The 17,497-nt window shown below is 70.9% G+C and carries 19 protein-coding genes; 2 read left to right on the top strand and 17 right to left on the bottom strand.

Translation table 11 applies throughout. The annotated features are described in order from the left end of the window. Nucleotides 1-7 precede the first annotated feature (7 nt). The 13 genes from nuoK to ABLE53_RS21355 form a co-directional block, all read right to left on the bottom strand. Nucleotides 8-310 carry an NADH-quinone oxidoreductase subunit NuoK gene (gene nuoK, locus ABLE53_RS21295; protein ID WP_348861157.1) on the bottom strand — a complete coding sequence of 101 codons (303 nt, stop codon included), beginning with the start codon at nt 308-310 and terminating at the stop codon, nt 8-10. Beyond that, complete coding sequence (locus ABLE53_RS21300) at nt 310-1,023, bottom strand: NADH-quinone oxidoreductase subunit J (RefSeq protein ID WP_348861158.1); 714 nt, start codon at nt 1,021-1,023, stop codon at nt 310-312. Before ABLE53_RS21300 ends, nuoK begins: the two co-directional genes overlap by 1 nt. 2 nt (nt 1,024-1,025) lie before the next feature. After that, entirely contained in the window at nt 1,026-1,622 is a 597-nt protein-coding gene (nuoI, locus tag ABLE53_RS21305; protein WP_348861159.1) for an NADH-quinone oxidoreductase subunit NuoI, read from the bottom strand. Then, nucleotides 1,619-2,905 (bottom strand): NADH-quinone oxidoreductase subunit NuoH, encoded by a 1,287-nt coding sequence (gene nuoH, locus ABLE53_RS21310; protein WP_348861160.1) that lies wholly within the window; start codon nt 2,903-2,905, stop codon nt 1,619-1,621. The genes nuoI and nuoH overlap by 4 nt, the downstream gene beginning before the upstream one ends. Continuing rightward, the gene (locus ABLE53_RS21315) at nt 2,898-5,252 is read right to left on the bottom strand and encodes an NADH-quinone oxidoreductase subunit G (RefSeq protein ID WP_348861161.1); all 2,355 of its coding nucleotides are present in this window, start codon (nt 5,250-5,252) and stop codon (nt 2,898-2,900) included. Before ABLE53_RS21315 ends, nuoH begins: the two co-directional genes overlap by 8 nt. Further along, nucleotides 5,249-6,553 (bottom strand): NADH-quinone oxidoreductase subunit NuoF, encoded by a 1,305-nt coding sequence (nuoF, locus tag ABLE53_RS21320; protein ID WP_348861162.1) that lies wholly within the window; start codon nt 6,551-6,553, stop codon nt 5,249-5,251. Before nuoF ends, ABLE53_RS21315 begins: the two co-directional genes overlap by 4 nt. After that, the gene (gene nuoE / locus ABLE53_RS21325; protein ID WP_348861163.1) at nt 6,546-7,304 is read right to left on the bottom strand and encodes an NADH-quinone oxidoreductase subunit NuoE; all 759 of its coding nucleotides are present in this window, start codon (nt 7,302-7,304) and stop codon (nt 6,546-6,548) included. Before nuoE ends, nuoF begins: the two co-directional genes overlap by 8 nt. Then, the gene (locus ABLE53_RS21330; protein ID WP_348861164.1) at nt 7,301-8,611 is read right to left on the bottom strand and encodes an NADH-quinone oxidoreductase subunit D; all 1,311 of its coding nucleotides are present in this window, start codon (nt 8,609-8,611) and stop codon (nt 7,301-7,303) included. The genes nuoE and ABLE53_RS21330 overlap by 4 nt, the downstream gene beginning before the upstream one ends. 64 nt (nt 8,612-8,675) lie before the next feature. Beyond that, the gene (locus ABLE53_RS21335; RefSeq protein WP_348861165.1) at nt 8,676-9,329 is read right to left on the bottom strand and encodes an NADH-quinone oxidoreductase subunit C; all 654 of its coding nucleotides are present in this window, start codon (nt 9,327-9,329) and stop codon (nt 8,676-8,678) included. Further along, nucleotides 9,326-9,880, bottom strand: a complete 555-nt coding sequence (locus ABLE53_RS21340) for a NuoB/complex I 20 kDa subunit family protein (protein ID WP_348861166.1) — start codon at nt 9,878-9,880, stop codon at nt 9,326-9,328. The genes ABLE53_RS21335 and ABLE53_RS21340 overlap by 4 nt, the downstream gene beginning before the upstream one ends. Beyond that, nucleotides 9,880-10,236: an NADH-quinone oxidoreductase subunit A gene (locus tag ABLE53_RS21345; protein ID WP_348861167.1), complete on the bottom strand. Its 357-nt coding sequence runs from the start codon at nt 10,234-10,236 to the stop codon at nt 9,880-9,882. Before ABLE53_RS21345 ends, ABLE53_RS21340 begins: the two co-directional genes overlap by 1 nt. 211 nt (nt 10,237-10,447) lie before the next feature. Further along, nucleotides 10,448-11,137: a demethylmenaquinone methyltransferase gene (locus ABLE53_RS21350; protein ID WP_348861168.1), complete on the bottom strand. Its 690-nt coding sequence runs from the start codon at nt 11,135-11,137 to the stop codon at nt 10,448-10,450. Between the two features lie 9 nt (nt 11,138-11,146). Further along, nucleotides 11,147-11,776, bottom strand: a complete 630-nt coding sequence (locus ABLE53_RS21355) for a hypothetical protein (protein WP_348861169.1) — start codon at nt 11,774-11,776, stop codon at nt 11,147-11,149. Nucleotides 11,777-11,848: 72 nt separating this feature from the next. On the opposite strand from ABLE53_RS21355, the gene ABLE53_RS21360 reads away from it, so the two are divergent. Next, the gene (locus tag ABLE53_RS21360) at nt 11,849-13,099 is read left to right on the top strand and encodes an isochorismate synthase (RefSeq protein WP_348861170.1); all 1,251 of its coding nucleotides are present in this window, start codon (nt 11,849-11,851) and stop codon (nt 13,097-13,099) included. A 15-nt stretch (nt 13,100-13,114) separates the two neighbouring features. Here the strand turns inward: ABLE53_RS21360 and ABLE53_RS21365 are convergent, their stop codons facing one another. The 3 genes from ABLE53_RS21365 to ABLE53_RS21375 are packed head-to-tail and all read right to left on the bottom strand — an operon-like array spanning nt 13,115 to nt 14,976. After that, nucleotides 13,115-13,393 (bottom strand): YciI family protein, encoded by a 279-nt coding sequence (locus ABLE53_RS21365; RefSeq protein WP_348861171.1) that lies wholly within the window; start codon nt 13,391-13,393, stop codon nt 13,115-13,117. Continuing rightward, nucleotides 13,393-14,031 carry an MBL fold metallo-hydrolase gene (locus ABLE53_RS21370; protein ID WP_348861172.1) on the bottom strand — a complete coding sequence of 213 codons (639 nt, stop codon included), beginning with the start codon at nt 14,029-14,031 and terminating at the stop codon, nt 13,393-13,395. The genes ABLE53_RS21365 and ABLE53_RS21370 overlap by 1 nt, the downstream gene beginning before the upstream one ends. Before the next feature lie 48 nt (nt 14,032-14,079). Further along, nucleotides 14,080-14,976 (bottom strand): lysozyme, encoded by an 897-nt coding sequence (locus ABLE53_RS21375; RefSeq protein ID WP_348861173.1) that lies wholly within the window; start codon nt 14,974-14,976, stop codon nt 14,080-14,082. Nucleotides 14,977-15,083: 107 nt separating this feature from the next. Between ABLE53_RS21375 and ABLE53_RS21380 the strand changes: the two genes are divergently transcribed. Further along, a complete protein-coding gene (locus ABLE53_RS21380; RefSeq protein ID WP_348861174.1) occupies nt 15,084-15,629 on the top strand; it encodes a GNAT family N-acetyltransferase in 546 nt (181 codons plus the stop codon). On the opposite strand, the gene ABLE53_RS21385 is transcribed toward ABLE53_RS21380, so the two are convergent. Further along, the gene (locus tag ABLE53_RS21385; RefSeq protein WP_348861175.1) at nt 15,565-17,436 is read right to left on the bottom strand and encodes a Na+/H+ antiporter; all 1,872 of its coding nucleotides are present in this window, start codon (nt 17,434-17,436) and stop codon (nt 15,565-15,567) included. The genes ABLE53_RS21380 and ABLE53_RS21385 overlap by 65 nt on opposite strands. Nucleotides 17,437-17,497 lie beyond the last annotated feature (61 nt).

A 17,497-nucleotide genomic window follows, 5' to 3' on the forward strand; every position in this document is an offset into this window, starting at 1 on the left:
ACGGGGCTCACCACTTGAGCTGCCTCGGCTCGTCGACGGAGGCGGACTCGCGGGTCCGGAAGATCGTCATGATGATCGCCAGCCCGACCACCACCTCGGCGGCCGCGACGACCATCACGAAGAAGGCGGCGACCTGGCCGTCGAGGTTGCCGTTGGCCTTCGAGAAGGCCACCAGCGCGAGGTTGGCGGCATTGAGCATCAGCTCGACGCACATGAACACGACGATCGCGTTGCGCCTGACCAGCACCCCGACCGCGCCGATCGTGAAGAGGATCGAGCTGAGGACGACGTACGGCGTCACGGTGTCCATCACTCACCACCGTCCTTCCCGTTCGCGCCTGGGCCGCTGAGCAGCGCGGGCACGGAGCTGTCGGCCGAGCTGCCGTCGGGCAGCAGGGCCGGGGTGTCGTTGGCGTTGTGCCGGGCGTAGGTGCCGGGTGGCGGCAGCGGGCCGAGATGGGTCCCGCGGACGGCGAAGTCGCGCACCCGGCGGCGGGCCAGGTCGGCCTGCGTCTGCCGCGGCTCGAGACGCTCGCGGTGCGCGAGCACCATCGCGCCGATCGCCGCGGTGATCAGCAGCGCGGAGGTGGCCTCGAACGCGACGACGTACCTGCTGAAGAGCAGGGCGGCGAGCGCCTCGATGTTGCCACCTGCATTGGCGTCGGAGAGCCCCTTCATCGTGCCGAGCGAGGCCTGCACGACCCCGATGACGAGCACCAGCCCGAGGCCCAGGCCGAGGAGCGCGGCGAGCACCTTCTGGCCGGCGATCGTCTCCCTCATCGGGTCGGAGGTGTCGACCCCGACGAGCATCAGCACGAACAGGAAGAGCATCAGGATCGCGCCGGTGTAGACGATGATCTGCACCGCGAACAGGAACGGCGCGTCCAGGCTGGCGTAGAGCATCGCCAGCCCGATCATCACCACCGCCAGGCAGAGGGCCGCGTGGACCGCCTTGCGTACGACGAGCAGCCCGAGCGCCGCCACGATGGTGACCGGGGCGAGGATGACGTACGTCGCCTCCACGGCTAGCGCACCTCCTTGCCGGGGACCTCGAAGAGCTCGGTCTGCGGGGGCGGGGCGTAGTACTCCTGCTCGTCGTCACCGAGCCGCATCGGATGCGGCGGCTGCTCCATCCCCGGCAGCAGCGGGGCGAGCAGGTCCTGCTTCTCGTAGATCAGGCTCTCGCGGGAGTCGTCGGCGAGCTCGTACTCGTTCGTCATCGTCAACGCGCGCGTCGGGCAGGCCTCGATGCAGAGCCCGCAGAGGATGCAGCGCAGGTAGTTGATCTGGTAGACGCGGCCGTAGCGCTCGCCGGGGCTGTAGCGCTGGCTGTTGCCGTTCTCGTCGGGCTCGTCGCTGTTGTCGGCGCCCTCGACGTAGATCGCGTCGGCCGGGCAGGCCCACGCGCAGAGCTCGCAGCCGACGCACTTCTCGAGCCCGTCGGGGTGTCGGTTGAGCTGGTGCCGGCCGTGGAAGCGCGGAGCCGTCGGCTCCTTCTGGAAGGGGTACTGCTCGGTGACCGGCTTCTTGAACTGGGTCACGAAGGTGACGCCGAAGCCGGAGACCGGGTCCCAGATCCGCTCCTTGAGCGAGCGCCTCTTCGGAGCGTCGTCCGCTGTCACGATGCCTCCTCGGTCGCAGAGCCTGGAAGGGCGGGTACGCCGCCGGGCGGCCCGAACACGAGCGGCCGGGCCGGGCCCCGGACGAGGCCGCCGTCGGGCAGCGGCGGCGTGGGGAAGCCGCCGACCGGCTCGGTGACCTCGGCGGGGCGCTCGCCCTTGCTCAGCAGGAACCCGACGACGACGGCGGTCAGCACGAGGCCGATCCCGAACATCCACCAGCGCGGGTCGCCCTGCCCGATTATCGGGGCCCCCTGGATCGCGGCCATCCGCAGGACGGCGACGACGACGATCCAGGCGAGCGAGCATGGCAGGAGCCGCTTCCAGCCGAGCGCCATGAACTGGTCGTAGCGCAGTCGCGGCAGCGTCCCGCGCAGCCAGATGAAGATCCAGACGAAGAAGAGCACCTTGCCGAAGAACCAGATCAGCGGCCAGTAGCCCTCGTTGGCGCCGGCCCAGGCCTTGTCGATCCAGAACGGCGCGTGCCAGCCGCCGAGGAAGAGGGTCGTGGCGAGCGCCGAGACGGTCGCCATGTTGATGTACTCGGCGAGGAAGAAGAGGGCGAACTTCAGCGAGGAGTACTCGGTGTGGAAGCCGCCCACCAGCTCGCCCTCGGCCTCGGGCAGGTCGAACGGCGCCCGGTTGGTCTCGCCGACCATCGAGATGCAGTACATGACGAAGCTCGGCAGCAGCAGCGCCCCGAACCACCAGCTGTCCTGCGCAGCGACGATCTGGCTCGTGGAGAGGCTGCCGGCGTACAGGAAGACGGCGACGAGCGCGAGCCCCATCGAGACCTCGTAGGAGATCATCTGCGCGCTCGAGCGCAGCCCGCCGAGCAGGCTGTAGGTCGACCCCGACGCCCAGCCGCCGAGCACGATGCCGTAGATGCCGATGCTCGCGATCGCCATCACGAACAGCACCGCGACCGGCATGTCCGTCAGCTGAAGGGGGGTGCGGTGGCCGAACATCGTGACCGTCGGGCCGAACGGGATGACGCTGAACGTCACGAACGCCGGCACGCAGGCCAGGATGGGCGCGAGCACGAACACCACGCGGTCGGCCTTCGCCGGCGTGATGTCCTCCTTGAAGGCCAGCTTCACGCCGTCGGCCAGGCTCTGCAGCAGCCCGAACGGCCCGTGCACGTTGGGCCCGATCCGGTGCTGCATCCGCGCCACCACGCGCCGCTCCCACCAGATGTTGAACAGCGTCAGCAGCACGCAGATCACGAAGACCAGGACCACCTTGATCAGGATGATCCACCACGGGTCGTGGCCGAAGTCAGACATGGGCCGCCTCCACCTCCACGCGCGATCCGGGCGAGGCCAGGTCCGCCCACACCCCGCGGCCGACGCTGTTGGTCGGCACCCACACGGTGTCCTCGGGCAGGTCCGCCGGCTCCGCCGGCAGCGTCCACGAGCCCCGGTCCCCAGTCAGCGTCACCGTGTCCCCGACCTGCGCGAACAGCGCCTCGGGAAGGAGTACGACGGCCGGCCGCGCCGTCGCCGCGAGCGCCTTGTCGCCCACCAGCATCCGCCCGTTGTCGAGCATCAGCTTCCACGTCGCCAGCCGGTACGAATCGCTGGTCGAGCTGCCTGCGGTGGTTGAGGAGGTTGCGCTAGCAACCGTCTCGACGGTGGTTGAGGAGGTTGCGCTAGCAACCGTCTCGACGGTGGTTGAGGAGGTTGCGCTAGCAACCGTCTCGACGGTGGTTGAGGAGGTTGCGCTAGCAACCGTCTCGAAACCATCGCCGTCGGTGGTTTCGAGACGGGCCTGGCGGCCCTCCTCAACCACCGGGCCGACCGCCCACTCCTGGCCGATCTGGCGGAGGACCTGCGCGTCCGAGAACGCCGCCGGCTTGTGGAACACCGTCGGGAACGGCCGCTCCCGGCCCTCCCACGTGACGAACGTGCCGGACTTCTCGGTAACCGACGCGACGGGGAGCACGACGTCGGCCGCCCGGGTCACGTCGCTCTCCCGGAGCTCGAGACTGACGACGAACTCAGCGGCATCGAGCGCAGCGCGGAAGGCCGCCGGGTCCGAGGTGTCGTCGGGGTCGACGCCGCCGACGAGCAGTCCCTTGACCTCGCCGGCGAGCACGGCCCTGACGATCGCGTCGGCGTCGCGGCCGCCGTCGCGCGGCAGCAGCCCCGCCTCGATCGCCCCGCGGTCGCCGGCCCGGCGCGGCACCCAGGCAAGCCTGGCACCCGACCGCTCCGCCAGCGCCGCGGCCGCGGTGAGCGCACCCGGCGAGGTCGCCAGCCGCTCGCCGGCGAGGACGACCGCGCCCTCGGGCAGGGTCAGTCCCTCCAGCGCAGCGGCCTCGTCACCGGGCGCCGTGCGCACCAGCTCCGCGGAGAGCTTCCGCGAGCCGAGGGAGGCGTACGGCGCGACGGTGACCACCTTCGTGCCGCCGGCCCGCACGGACTTCCGCAGCCGCAGGAAGAGCGTCCCGGCCTCGTCCTCGGGCTCGAGCCCGACGAGCAGCACGGTCTGGGCGGAGTCCAGGTCGGCGTACGTGAGGTCGCGCTTCCCGGCGACGTGCTCGACGAGGAAGCCGGTCTCCTCCTCCGACAGCGGCCGGGCGCGGAAGTCGACGTCCTCGGTGCCGAGCGTCTCGCGGGCGAACCCGGCGTACGCCCGCGCGTCCTCGAGCGTCAGCCGGCCACCCGTCAGCACCGCGGTCGTACCGGCCGCCTGCAGCCCACGCGCGGCGAGGGCGAACGCCTCCAGCCAGGAGGCGGGCCGGAGGCTCGTCGGGTCGTCCTCGTCCCGCACCTGCGGGTAGGCGAGCCGGTCCGGCTCGGTGGCGTAGCGGAACGCGAACCGGTCCTTGTCGCTGATCCACTCCTCGTTGACCTCCGGGTCGTTGCCGGCCAGCCGACGCATGACCTTGCCGCGCCGGTGGTCGACCCTGATCGCGGCGCCGCACGCGTCGTGCTCGGCGACCCCCGGCGTCGAGACGAGGTCGAAGGGCCGGGAGCGGAAGCGGTACTCGGCGCTGGTCAGCGCCCCGACCGGGCAGATCTGGATGACGTTGCCGGAGAAGTACGACGAGAACGGCTTGCCGTCGGAGGTGGCCACCTGCTGCTCCGCCCCGCGCTCGGCCATGACCAGCGTGGGGTCGCCCGCGATCTCGTCGGCGAACCGCGTGCACCGCTGGCAGACGATGCAGCGCTCGCGGTCGAGCAGGATGTTGGCGGAGACGTTGATCGGCTTCGGGAAGGTCCGCTTCACCCCGTCGAACCGGGTCTCGGGACGGCCGTGGGACATCGCCTGGTTCTGCAGCGGACACTCCCCGCCCTTGTCGCAGACCGGGCAGTCGAGCGGGTGGTTGACCAGGAGGAACTCCATGATCCCCTCCTGCGCCTTCACCGCCGTCGTGTTGGCGGTGCTGACCACCATCCCCTCGGCCACCGGGATCGTGCAGGAGGCCTGCGGCTTGGGGAAGCCGCGGCCGTTGCCGGCGTCGGAGATGTCGACCAGGCACTGCCGGCAGGCGCCCACCGGCGCCAGCAGCGGGTGGTCGCAGAACCGCGGCACCACGATCCCGAGCCGCTCGGCCGCGCGGATCAGCAGCGTGCCCTCCGGCACCGTCACCTGCTGGCCGTCGATGGTGAGGGTCACGTCGCTCATGACTCGCTCCATGCGGTGGAAGCAGCGGGGTCGAACGGGCAACCGCCCTGCTCGAGGTGGGCGAGGTACTCCTCGCGGAAGTGCTTGATCGAGCTCGTGATCGGGCTCGTCGCGCCGTCGCCGAGCGCGCAGAACGCCCGGCCCAGGATGTTGTCGCACTGGTCGAGCAGCAGGTCGAGGTCCTCCTCGCTCCCCTGTCCCTTCTCCAGCCGCTCCAGCACCTGCACCAGCCACCACGTTCCCTCGCGACAGGGCGTGCACTTGCCGCACGACTCGTGCTTGTAGAACTCCGTCCACCGAAGCACGGCCCGCACCACGCACACGGTGTCGTCGAAGATCTGCAGGGCCCGGGTGCCGAGCATGGAGCCGGCGGCGGCGACGCCCTCGAAGTCGAGGGGTACGTCGAGGTGCTCGGCGGTGAAGATCGACGTCGAGGACCCGCCCGGGGTCCAGAACTTCAGCTGGTGACCCGGGCGTACGCCGCCGGCGAGCTCGATCAGCTGCCGCAGCGTGATCCCGAGCGGAGCCTCGTACTGCCCGGGCCGCTGCACGTGGCCGGACAGGGAGAAGATGCCGAACCCGGACGACTTCTCGGTGCCCATGCCGGCGAACCACGAGGCGCCGTTCTTCACGATGCTCGGCACCGAGGCGATCGACTCGGCGTTGTTGATCACCGTCGGCGAGGCGTAGAGGCCCGCGACGGCGGGGAACGGCGGCCGCAGCCGCGGCTGCCCACGGCGTCCCTCCAGCGAGTCGAGCAGCGCCGTCTCCTCGCCGCAGATGTAGGCGCCCGCCCCGGCGTGGACGACGAGCTCGAGCGAGTAGCCGGAGCCGTGGATGTCCTGCCCGAGGTGGCCGGCGGCGTACGCCTCGCGGACGGCGGCGCGCAGCCGGCGTACGACGTGGAGGACCTCGCCGCGGACGTAGATGAAGGCGCGCTCCGCGCGGATGGCGTACGAGCTGATGATCACGCCTTCGACCAGGGTGTGGGGCGAGGCCATCATCAGCGGGATGTCCTTGCAGGTGCCGGGCTCGGACTCGTCGGCGTTGACGACGAGGTATCTCGGCTTGTCGCTGAGCGGCGGCAGGAACCCCCACTTCATCCCGGTCGGGAAGCCCGCTCCCCCGCGGCCGCGCAGCCCCGACTCCTTGACCGCAGCGACGACGTCGTCGGGGTCCATCGCGAGCGCCTTGTCGAGCGCTTCGTAGCCGCCGCCGGCGGTGTAGGCGCCGATCGTCCAGCTGCGGTCGGTGTCCCAGTTGGCGGTGAGCACCGGCGTGAGCACGCCCGGCTCAGTCATCGCTCGCCTCCTCCTCGCGGACCTCCTCGACGGTCTCGCTCTCCGCGCGGGACGTGTCGGCCTCCTCGACGGCCTCGAGCTTGTCCTCGGGTACGTCGGCGGTGCCGCCGTCGGGCGGCGGTGCGGTCCAGCCCCGCTCGCGCGCGATCGAGAGCCCCGCGAGCGAGGCGGCACCGGCCGAGGGTCCCTCGTCGACGAGCCCGTCCTCGAAGCCGGCGAGGACCCGCTCGGCCTCGCGCCAGGAGGTGATCGTCGCGCCGCGGGAGGCTCTCGCTTCGCGGCCGGCGCGGAGGTCCTCGACCAGCGCGACGGCGGAGTCGGGGGTCTGGTTGTCGAAGAACTCCCAGTTGACCATCATCACCGGCGCGTAGTCGCAGGCGGCGTTGCACTCGACGTGCTCGAGCGTGATCGCGCCGTCCTCGGTGGTCTCGTCGTTGCCGATGCCGAGCTGCTCGCGGAGCCGGGCGAAGATCGCGTCACCGCCCATCACGGCGCACAGCGTGTTGGTGCAGACGCCGACGTGGTGGGTGCCGACGGGGTTGCGCTTGTACATCGTGTAGAACGTCGCGACGCCGCTCACGTCGGCCGGGGTCAGGCCGAGCACCTCGGCGCAGGCGTCGATCCCCTCCGGCGTGATCCGGCCCTCCGCCGACTGCACCAGGTGGAGCATCGGCAGCAGTCCGCTGCGCGCCTGCGGGTAGCGTGCGGCGATCTCGCGGAGCTCGGCGTACGTCTCCTGTGTCAGCGTCACCGGTCGACGCCTCCCATCACGGGGTCGATGGACGCGATCGCGACGATGACGTCGGCGACCATGCCGCCCTCGCTCATCATCGAGGTGGCCTGCAGGTTCGTGAACGACGGATCGCGGAAGTGCACCCGGTAGGGCCGGGTGCCGCCGTCGCTGACCACGTGGGCGGCGAGCTCGCCGCGGGGCGACTCGACGGCGGCGTACGCCTGCCCCGGCGGGACCCGGAAGCCCTCCGTGACCAGCTTGAAGTGGTGGATGAGGGCCTCCATCGACTCGCCCATGATGTGGCGGATGTGGTCGAGGGAGTTGCCCATGCCGTCGCTGCCGATCGCGAGCTGGGCCGGCCAGGCGATCTTCTTGTCGGCGACCATGATCGGCGCGCCGTCGAGCCCCTCGAGCCGCTTGGTGGCCTGCTCGACGATCCGCAGCGACTCCCACATCTCGGCGAGCCGGATGCGGAAGCGGCCGTAGGCGTCGGCGGTGTCCCAGGTGATGACGTCGAAGTCGTAGTCCTCGTAGCCGAGGTAGGGCTGGGTCTTGCGCAGGTCCCAGGGGTAGCCGGTCGCGCGCAGGATCGGGCCGGTGAGCCCGAGGGCGACGCAGCCCTCGAGGTCGAGGTAGCCGACCCCCTCGAGACGGCCCTTGAAGATCGGGTTGGCGTTGCACAGCTCGGCGTACTCGGGCAGGCGCTTCTTCATCAGTGCGATGAAGGACCTGATCTCGTCGAGCGCGCCGTCCGGGAGGTCCTGGGCGACGCCGCCCGGCCGGACGAATGCGTGGTTCATCCGCAGGCCGGTGATCAGCTCGAACAGGTCCAGCACGAGCTCGCGCTCGCGGAACCCGATCGTCATGACGGTCAGCGCGCCGATCTCCATGCCGCCGGTCGCGATCGCGACGAGGTGGGAGGAGATCCGGTTGAGCTCCATGAGCAGGACCCGCATGACCTGGGCCTTCTCCGGCACCTCGGCCTGGATACCGAGGAGCTTCTCGACGCCGAGGACGTACGCCGTCTCGTTGAAGAGCGGCGAGAGGTAGTCCATCCGCGTCACGAACGTGGTGCCCTGCGTCCACGGGCGGAACTCGAGGTTCTTCTCGATGCCGGTGTGGAGGTAGCCGATGCCGGCGCGGGCCTCCGTCACGGTCTCGCCCTCGAGCTCGAGGATGAGCCGGAGCACGCCGTGGGTCGAGGGGTGCTGGGGGCCCATGTTGACGACGATCCGCTCGTCCTTCGCCTCGCGGACCTCGTCGGTGAGGTCGTCCCAGTCCTGGCCCGAGACGGTGAAGACCTTCTCGCTCTCGGTTGCCGTCATCGGGGTCCCCGATCGATTGTTCGCGGAGGAGCGAAGCGGGGGAGCGAAGAATCGAGTGGGGTGATCATGAATAGCTCCTCCGCTCGTCGGGCGGGGGGATGGTGGCGCCGTGGTACTCGACCGGGATGCCGCCCAGCGGGTAGTCCTTGCGCTGCGGGTGACCAGGCCAGTCGTCGGGCATCAGGATCCGGGTGAGTGCGGGGTGGCCGTCGAAGACGATCCCGAACATGTCGTAGGTCTCCCGCTCGTGCCAGTCGAGCGTCGGGTAGACCGAGACCCCGCTCGGCACGTGCGGGTCGGCGTCGGGAGCGCTGGTCTCCACCCGCACGCGGCGGTTGAAGGTCATCGAGAGCAGGTGATAGACGGCGTGCAGCTCGCCACCGGCGTCGTGGGGGTAGTGGACCCCGCTGACGCCGGAGCAGAGCTCGAAGCGGAGGTCGTCGCGCAGCACCGTGAGTACGTCGAGGAGCCTCTCGCGAGGGACGTGGAACGTGAGCTCGCCGCGGTGGATCACCGCATCCGGCTCGGCGAAGGCGAGCCGGTCGGCCACCTCCTTGAACCAGCCGCCGCTCGGCTGGGTGCCCATGTCGCTGGCGCGGTCGGGCGTCGGAGTGGCACGCACCAGCCCGCCGTAGCCGCTGGTGTCGCCCGTGCCGTGGACGCCGAACATCCCCGCGTCGTGCAGGGAGTCGCCGCCCGTCCCGGTCTGCTCGGTCATCGCAGCAGTCCCGTCTGGTCGATGAGCGGCAGCTGGCGCAGGGCCGCTGTCTCACGCTCCTCGACGTCGCGCTCGTGGTTCGCGCCGAGGTGGCCGTGCTGGATCTTGTCGTGGAGCTTGAGGATCGCGTCGATGAGCATCTCCGGGCGCGGCGGGCAGCCGGGGAGATACATGTCGACGGGGACGACGTGATCGACGCCCTGGACGATCGCGTAGTTGTTGAACATCCCGCCCGAGCTCGCGCAGACACCCATCGCCAGCACCCACTTCGGGTTGGCCATCTGGTCGTAGATCTGCCGCAGGACCGGTGCCATCTTCTGGCTCACCCGGCCCGCGACGATCATCAGGTCGGCCTGCCGCGGACTGGCCCGGAAGACCTCCATGCCGAACCGGCCGGTGTCGTACTTCGGCCCGCCGGAGGTCATCATCTCGATCGCGCAGCACGCCAGTCCGAACGTCGCCGGCCACAGGCTCGCCTTGCGCATGTAGCCGGCCAGTCCCTCGACCGTGCTCAGCAGGATCCCGCTCGGCAGCTTCTCCTCGAGTCCCATCAGTCCCAGTCCAATCCACCACGGCGCCAGACGTAGGCGTAGGCGACGAAGACGGTGGCAAGGAAGATGCCCATCTCCACGAGCCCGAACCAGCCCAGCGAGTCGAAGGCGACGGCCCACGGGTAGAGGAAGATGATCTCGATGTCGAAGACGATGAAGAGCATCGCGGTGATGTAGTACTTCACCGGGAAGCGGCCGCCGAGCGCCTGCGGCGTGGGCTCGATGCCGCACTCGTAGGAGTCGAGCTTCGCGCGGTTGTCCCGACGCGGCCCGACCCTGCTGCTCATCACGACCGACCCGACCGCGAACACCGCGGCGAGGGCGGCCAGCACGAGGACCGGCACGTAAAGGTGCATCTCGCCTCCTCTCAACCCCGGCCATGCGACTTTGTGAACGCAATCACATGTGGGTCGAGTCACATCCTGCCACTCGTGGGACGGAATGCAAGAGGGATTGCACCTGACGCGCCACTTCCCCACATGTGTGCAGAACTGCAGCCCAGAACCCGAGAACCAGGCAGCACTTCCGCACATCAGTGGGGAAGTGCCCGCCCTTGACTCGAACGGGTCAGGCGGTGGCTCTATGGAGGGCGACGATGCCGCCGGAGAGGTTCTTCCAGGTGGGGGCGGTCCAGCCGGCCTCGGTGAGCATCGCCGCGAGGCCGGCCTGGTCGGGCCAGGCACGGATCGACTCGGCGAGGTAGACGTAGGCGTCGGGCGAGGAGGACACGGCCCGGGCGACCGGCGGGAGGGCGCGCATGAGGTACTCGACGTACGCCGTCCGGAACGGCTTCCAGGTCGGGTGGCTGAACTCGCAGACGACGACCCGGCCGCCAGGGCGGGTGACGCGGCGCAGCTCGCGGAGGCCGGCGAGCGGGTCGACGATGTTGCGCAACCCGAAGGAGATGGTCACCGCGTCGAAGGTGGCGTCGCGGTAGGGCAGCCGGGTGCCGTCGCCGGCGGTGAAGGGCAGCTCCGGCTTCGCCTGCTTGCCGACCCGGAGCATTCCGAGCGAGAAGTCGGTGGGTACGACGACGGCGCCGGCGTCGGCGAACGGCTGCGACGAGGTGCCGGTGCCTGCGGCCAGGTCGAGGACGAGCTCGCCGGGTCTCGGGTCGACAGCTCGGATGACCTCGCGGCGCCAGCGCCGGTCCTGGCCGAGCGAGAGGACGTCGTTGGTCAGGTCGTAGCGGCGCGCGACCGCGTCGAACATCCGACGTACGTCACCGGGCTGCTTGTCGAGGTCGGCGCGCGGCACGGCCGGGTGTCAGGCGATCTCGTCGTAGAGCTCGTCGGCGTACTTCACCAGCTCGGTCGTGAGCAGGCCCTGGGCGTTGACCTGCACGGTGAGGTTGTCGCCGCTCTTCTGGCAGGTGATGTCGTTGACGGCCTGGCCGGTCGAGGTGGCCTGCTGCTTGGTCATGCAGACGCCGTCGCCGACCTTCTGGAGGGTCGAGGAGCCGATGCCGATGTCGGTGGGGGCGAAGGCGCCGCCGCTGGCGCGGAAGGCCTGGACGCTGACGACGCCGGTGATGCCCTTCGAGCTGGTCTTGATGTAGGCGCGGGTCGCGGCGGCGCCCGGCAGGGCGTCCTCGAGCGACTTGTTGCCCTTCGCGATGCTCTTCTCGAGCTGGGTGACCTGCTGCTGGACCTGCTTGGCGTTCTTGCCGGTCGCGAGCGCGCCCCAGCTCGACTTCACGTCGGCCGCGGCGTAGCCGCCGGAGAGCTTGGCCGGCAGCTCGATCTTCTCCTGCGACGCGACGGTCGACGAGGAGGACTCGGAGTGGTCGATCCACCGTGGCAGCCCGACCCCGAAGATCACGAAGAGGGCGAGCACGATCACGCCGAGGGTGACGCCGTTCTCGACGACGAACGACTGGTTCTTCTCGCTAGACACGCCGCCGACCGTACCCGCCGACGCACGGCTCCCGGGAATCGCCCCCGCGTCCGGGCCCGCTAGGCTCAAGCGGTGACGTTCAGCGACCCCGCCGCCCTGGTCGCCACCACCGTGCGGCTCGAGGCGGGCGAGGTCCCTGCCCTCCTGGCTCTCCTGCCGGCCGACGCGCCGGTCTCGTGGGTGCGCCGAGGTGAGGGCCTGGTCGGCTGGGGCGTCGCCGCGGCCGTGCGTACGAGTGGCCCGGCACGTTTCGCCGAGGCGGCGAAGTGGTGGTCCGAGCTGGTCGCCCGCGCCGAGGTCAGCGACGCCGTCGACGAGCCCGGCACCGGGCTGATCGCCTGGGGATCCTTCGCGTTCGCCGACGACGGGGCAGACTCCGTCCTCGTCGTGCCGCGGGTCGTGGTCGGTCGCCGCGGCGACCGCGCCTGGGTGACCACGATCGGCCCGGAGGCCGAGGAGCCGCCGGCGCTCGACGCATCCGCTCCCTCGAACGCTCCGGCCGACGTCGTGTTCACCGACGGCGCACTCGACGGCGAGACCTGGATGTCGGTCGTCGCCGAGGCGGTCGCCCGGATCGCCGCCGGTGACCTGGAGAAGGTCGTCCTCGCGCGGGACCTGGTCGCCACGGCGAGCGAACCGATCGACGTCCGCCACCCGCTGGGACGCCTGGCGGCGGCGTACCCGATGTGCTGGACGTTCCACGTCGACGGGCTCTTCGGGGCGACCCCGGAGCTGCTCGTACGCCGCGAGCGCGGGCTGGTCACCTCCCGCGTGCTCGCCGGCACCATCCGGCGTACGGGCGACGACGAGCACGACCTCGCGCTCGCGGCCGCGCTGGCGCGGTCGTCGAAGGACCTCGAGGAGCACGAGTACGCCGTCAGGTCGGTCGCCGACGCGCTGGAGCCGCACTGCTCGTCGATGAACGTGCCCGAGTCGCCGTTCGTCCTGCACCTGCCCAACGTCATGCACCTCGCGACCGACGTCGCGGGTGTGGCGCGCGACGACACGACCTCGCTCGAGCTCGCCGAGGCGCTGCACCCCTCGGCGGCGGTCGGCGGCACCCCCACCGACGCCGCGGTCGCGCTGATCGCGGAGATCGAGGGGATGGACCGCGACCGCTACGCCGGCCCGGTCGGCTGGATGGACGCCGACGGCGACGGCGAGTGGGGCATCGCGCTCCGCTCGGCGCTGCTGTCCGAGGACCGGCGTACGGTGCGGCTCTTCGCCGGCTGCGGCGTGGTCGGCTCCTCCGACCCCGCCGACGAGCTGGCCGAGTCCCAGGCCAAGCTCATCCCGGTCCGCGACTCGCTGACGACCGACTGACCGCCGGTACCCGCGTCAGGGCGCCACCAGGTCGCGCTTGCTGCCGAGGACCACGTCCCAGGTCGCGACGGTGCGGTCGACGATGACGCCGGCGAGCATGAAGGGGTCGGCGTCGAGCTGCTCCTCGACCCCGGCGACCTCGCCCTCGAGGACGAGGAGCGCGCCGCCGTTGTCCATCGGGCCGGACAGCAGCAGGTTGGGCAGCGAGGCCAGGAACGCCCGGTGCTCCGGGCGGACCTTGTCCTTGGTCTCGGTGTCGTCGTTGTAGTCGTAGAGCACCGCCACGGTGGCCATCAGAGGTCCTCGCCGTCCTTGAGTCGCTTGTAGGTGAGACCTTCCTTCGGGAGGAAGGCGTTGATGTGGCCGTCGAAGACCGCCGACCCGGCCTCGGAGTAGATCCTGTCGTGGATCGCGATGTTGGTCGGCGCCTTGACCCGGCGGGCGAAGTCGACCAGCTCGTGGGCGGCCGCCCACGGGGCGCTGACCGGCACGAGGAGCACGTCGATCTCCTGACCCGGGCCGTCGAGCGCGTCGCCGGGGTGGAAGATCCTCGTGCCGCCGGCGGTGATCAGGTAGCCGGAGTTGTCGAACCGCGGGAACTCCGGGTGGATGATCGCGTGCAGCTCGTTGACGGCGGTCACCGGGATCCCGGCGACGTCGAAGGACTGCCCCGGCGCGACGACGGTGGTGCGCTCGTAGACGTCAGGCGCGTCCTCGCGGATCTTCTCGGCGACCGCGCCGATGGTGAACACCGGCGCGTCGGTCGCCTTCAGCAGCTCCGCTACGTAGTGGTCGGCGTGCTCGTGGGTGATGAGCACGGCGTCGGCGCCGTCCACGGCCCCGGGATCGGTGAACATCCCGGGGTCGAGGACGAGCGTGGTGCCGTCGTGCTCGATCCGCACGCAGGCGTGGCCGAACTTGGTGATCCTCATGGGGCCGAACCTAGCGCCCCGCCCGAGGGGCTCACCTACCGCGGTCGATCAGCCGGTCGCGAGGACCTTCAGCCGGTCCAGTGAGCCGTTGAACAGGTCGCCGTCGATCGGGTCGGAGGTGTTCTGCCAGAAGGTGTAGTAGCCCCACCCGCCCGGCAGCTCGCCGACGGAGTCGGCGTACCTCGCCACCCACAGCGGGTCGGTGCCGCTGAACGCGGTCGTGTTGCCCGTGCAGGTCTTCCACCAGTCGGTGGTCGAGTAGATGACGGCGTCGCGGCCGGTCAGGGACTTGTACGTCGAGGTGAAGTCGGCGATCCAGTCGACCATGGCCGAGGCCGACATCCCGTAGCAGGTGCCGCCGTCGTACGGGTTGTACTCGATGTCGAGGACCCCCGGCAGGGTCTTGCCGTCGCCGGACCAGCCGCCGCCGTGGGCGACGAAGTACTCCGCCTGCGCCGCGCCGCTGGAGTCGGACGGGTTGGCGAAGTGGTACGCGCCGCGGATGAAGCCCTGGTCGTAGGAGCCGTTGTACTGCTGGGTGAAGTAGTCGTTGGTGTAGTAGGTGCCCTCGGTCGCCTTCACGTAGGCGAAGCGGTTGCCGTAGCTCCACCACTGGGCCCAGTCGACGTTGCCCTGGTAGCCGGAGACGTCGATGCCGGCGACCTGCTCGGCCGCGGCGGACGGTGCCGCCTCGGCGTACGCGTGCGGCTTGGTAGCGGCACTGCCCGGCGTCGAGCCGGGCAGCTCCCAGCCCATGTAGCCGCCGTTCGTGCTGGTGACGCCGTGGTTCTCCGCCTTGGCGGTGGGACTCCGGTCGGGTCCCTTCGCGGCGTCGGCCGGACCGGCGGCCACGGCGAGGAGCGTGGTGAGCGTGATCAGTGAGGTGAGGCCGGCGGCGATGCCGGCGAGTGGTCCGAGCAGCGCTCGGTGACGCAGGTCGTGCATGGTGGAGCCTTTCCCGAGAGACGCCGGGTCCGGTCGACCCGGCACTCGCCCCGCCTTCCCAGGCTCGGCCGGCCGAAACCTGCGACACGCCGCTAGGCTTCCGGGCCGTGTCCGACGCCGTGATCAGGCGCGCCCGGGTCGAGGACGCCGAGGCGCTCACCGACCTGCACCTCGACGTCTGGGAGGAGGCGTACGCCGGCCTCATCGCCGACGACGTGCTGGCGGCGCGACGGGCGGGCCGGGCCGACCGGGTGGAGCGCTGGCGCGGGATCCTCGCCGCGAGCCCGGACCCCACCTGGCTCGCGGAGTCGGACGGCCGCCTGCTCGGCTTCAGCGGGACCGCGGCCGAGGGCCGCGACGACCGCGAGCCGGGCCTGCCCCGGCTGGAGCTGATGGCGCTCTACGTGCGCGCGGAGCTGTACGGCGCAGGCCTCGGCCACCGGCTGCTGCAGGCCGCGATCGGCGACGCCCCGGCGTACCTGTGGGTGCTCGACGGCAACGCCCGGGCGATCGCGTTCTACGAGCGGCAGGGGTTCGGCTTCGACGGGCGGACCAAGACCGAGCCGGTCGGCATCGAGCGGCGGATGGTCAGGCGGTCAGGTGGTGCAGGAAGCACCACCGCCAGTCCTCGCCCGGCTCCGCCGACTCCATGACCGGGTGGGCGGTCTCGTGGAAGTGCAGGGTGGCGTGCCGGCGGGGCGAGGAGTCGCAGCAGGCGACGTTGCCGCAGACGAGGCACTGACGGAGCGAGACCCAGCGGGTGCCCTCGTCGAGGCAGGCCTGGCAGACCGGCTCCTCGGCGGTCTCGACGACGGGGTACTTCTCGAGGTCGGGGCAGATGTCGCCCACCGGCGGGCGACGGCGGATGGCCTCGTTGATCTCCTGACGGGTGTCGCTGGCGACCTCGAGCATCGACTCCTCGACGTCGAGCATGGCGAGCACCTCCGAGACGACGTCGGAGGGCACCGTGCCGGAGTCGCGGATCTCCAGGACCCGCGCCCGCTCGGCCTCGATCATCGAGCACCGGATCCGGTTGTAGAGCTCGCTCGGGGCCTCCTCGCCGGGCTTGGTGCCCAGCCGCTCCCAGGCGGCGAAGTTGCGCTGCTCGACGCGCTGCTTGACCAGCGCCGTGACGCCGTGCGGGTCGTCGTACTCCTGCTTCTTGAGCGCCTTGAAGCCGGCCTTCGACGCCTGCTGCAGCAGGGTGGCGCGGGCGAGGGCGTCGGCGACCGGGTCGGGCGCGGGCACGTTCAGCACCCGTGCCGCCGCCGGCAGGCTGAGCCCTTGGACGAAGATCGTCCCGGCCACGACGGTGAAGGCGACGAGCAGCAGCGTCTCGCGGTGCGGCGTGTCCTCCGGGATGAGGTACGCCGCGGCGAGCGTCACGACGCCGCGCATGCCCGCCCAGCCGAGGATCACGGTGTAGGTCCACGGCGGCTCCTCGCCGCTGTCGGGGTCGGGGCCGGGCCGGATCAGCAGGTAGCGGGCGACGAAGACCCAGACCATCCGGATCGCGATGACGCCGACGAGCGTGGCGACGCAGACGCCGACGATCCGGCCCCAGGAGAGCGAGCTGTCGCCGACGTCGGCGATGAGCCACTGGGCCTGCAGGCCGATGAGCAGGAAGACGGCGTTCTCGAGGACGTACGCGATGGTCCGCCAGTTCATCCGCTCCGCGATGCGCGACTGGGCGGTCTGCAGCACCGGGGCGCGATGGCCGAGCAGGAGCCCCGCGACCACGACGGCGATGACGCCCGAGGCCTCGACCTTCTCGGCGGCGAGGTAGGCCGCGAACGGCACCACGAACGACAGCCCGGTGTCGAAGACGGGCTCGGTGATCTGCTTGCGCAGCCAGCCGACGAGCAGGTACGCGACGACGCCCACGATGACCCCGCCGCCGGCGGCGCGGACGAAGTCGAGCCCGACGTGCCAGAGCTCGACGCCGCCGCCGATGGCGGCGATCGCCGTCCGGAGGGAGACCAGCGCCGTCGCGTCGTTGAGCAGCGACTCGCCCTCGAGGATCGTCACGATCCGCCGGGGCAGGCCGATGTTGCGGGCGACCGCTGTCGCGGCCACCGCGTCGGGCGGCGCGACCACGGCACCGATGGCGAGGCTCACCGCCCAGTCGGTGCCGAGGATCGCGTGGACGATCGCGCCGATCCCGAACGTCGTTGCCACGACCAGACCGACCGACAGCAGCAGGATCGGGCGCCGGTTGGCGTTGAAGTCGACCAGCGAGCTCTGGATGGCCGTCGCGTACAGCAGCGGCGGCAGCAGCCCGATCAGGACCACCTCCGGCTCGAGGTGGATGTCGGGGACCCCGGGGACGTACGACGCGGCGGCGCCGCCGGCGATCAGGACGAGCGGCGCGGGCAGCCCGCTCTTCTCCGCAAGTGCGGTGACGGCCAGGACGGCCGCCGCCAGCGCCACGAGGAAGAGGGCGATGTCCACGCGCCACATCCTGTCAGCGAAAAACGTCTTCAACCCATCGGTTGACAATGCTCGAGCAAGCGGCCTAGCG

It is taken from the genome of Nocardioides asiaticus (genome assembly GCF_040049175.1).
GTDB lineage: Bacteria > Actinomycetota > Actinomycetes > Propionibacteriales > Nocardioidaceae > Nocardioides > Nocardioides cheoyonin.

Bases quoted from the DNA above. Each gene is read 5' to 3' on its own strand.
- ABLE53_RS21365 (WP_348861171.1), bottom strand. From the start codon at position 13,393: ATGGCCACCGTGGCGGTGCTCTACGACTACAACGACGACACCGAGACC.
- nuoH (WP_348861160.1), bottom strand. From the start codon at position 2,905: ATGTCTGACTTCGGCCACGACCCGTGGTGGATCATCCTGATCAAGGTG.
- ABLE53_RS21375 (WP_348861173.1), bottom strand. From the start codon at position 14,976: ATGCACGACCTGCGTCACCGAGCGCTGCTCGGACCACTCGCCGGCATC.
- ABLE53_RS21335 (WP_348861165.1), bottom strand. From the start codon at position 9,329: ATGACCGAGCAGACCGGGACGGGCGGCGACTCCCTGCACGACGCGGGG.
- ABLE53_RS21340 (WP_348861166.1), bottom strand. From the start codon at position 9,880: ATGGGACTCGAGGAGAAGCTGCCGAGCGGGATCCTGCTGAGCACGGTC.
- ABLE53_RS21370 (WP_348861172.1), bottom strand. From the start codon at position 14,031: ATGAGGATCACCAAGTTCGGCCACGCCTGCGTGCGGATCGAGCACGAC.
- nuoF (WP_348861162.1), bottom strand. From the start codon at position 6,553: ATGACTGAGCCGGGCGTGCTCACGCCGGTGCTCACCGCCAACTGGGAC.
- ABLE53_RS21385 (WP_348861175.1), bottom strand. From the start codon at position 17,436: ATGTGGCGCGTGGACATCGCCCTCTTCCTCGTGGCGCTGGCGGCGGCC.
- nuoK (WP_348861157.1), bottom strand. From the start codon at position 310: ATGGACACCGTGACGCCGTACGTCGTCCTCAGCTCGATCCTCTTCACG.
- ABLE53_RS21345 (WP_348861167.1), bottom strand. From the start codon at position 10,236: ATGCACCTTTACGTGCCGGTCCTCGTGCTGGCCGCCCTCGCCGCGGTG.
- ABLE53_RS21315 (WP_348861161.1), bottom strand. From the start codon at position 5,252: ATGAGCGACGTGACCCTCACCATCGACGGCCAGCAGGTGACGGTGCCG.
- ABLE53_RS21330 (WP_348861164.1), bottom strand. From the start codon at position 8,611: ATGACGGCAACCGAGAGCGAGAAGGTCTTCACCGTCTCGGGCCAGGAC.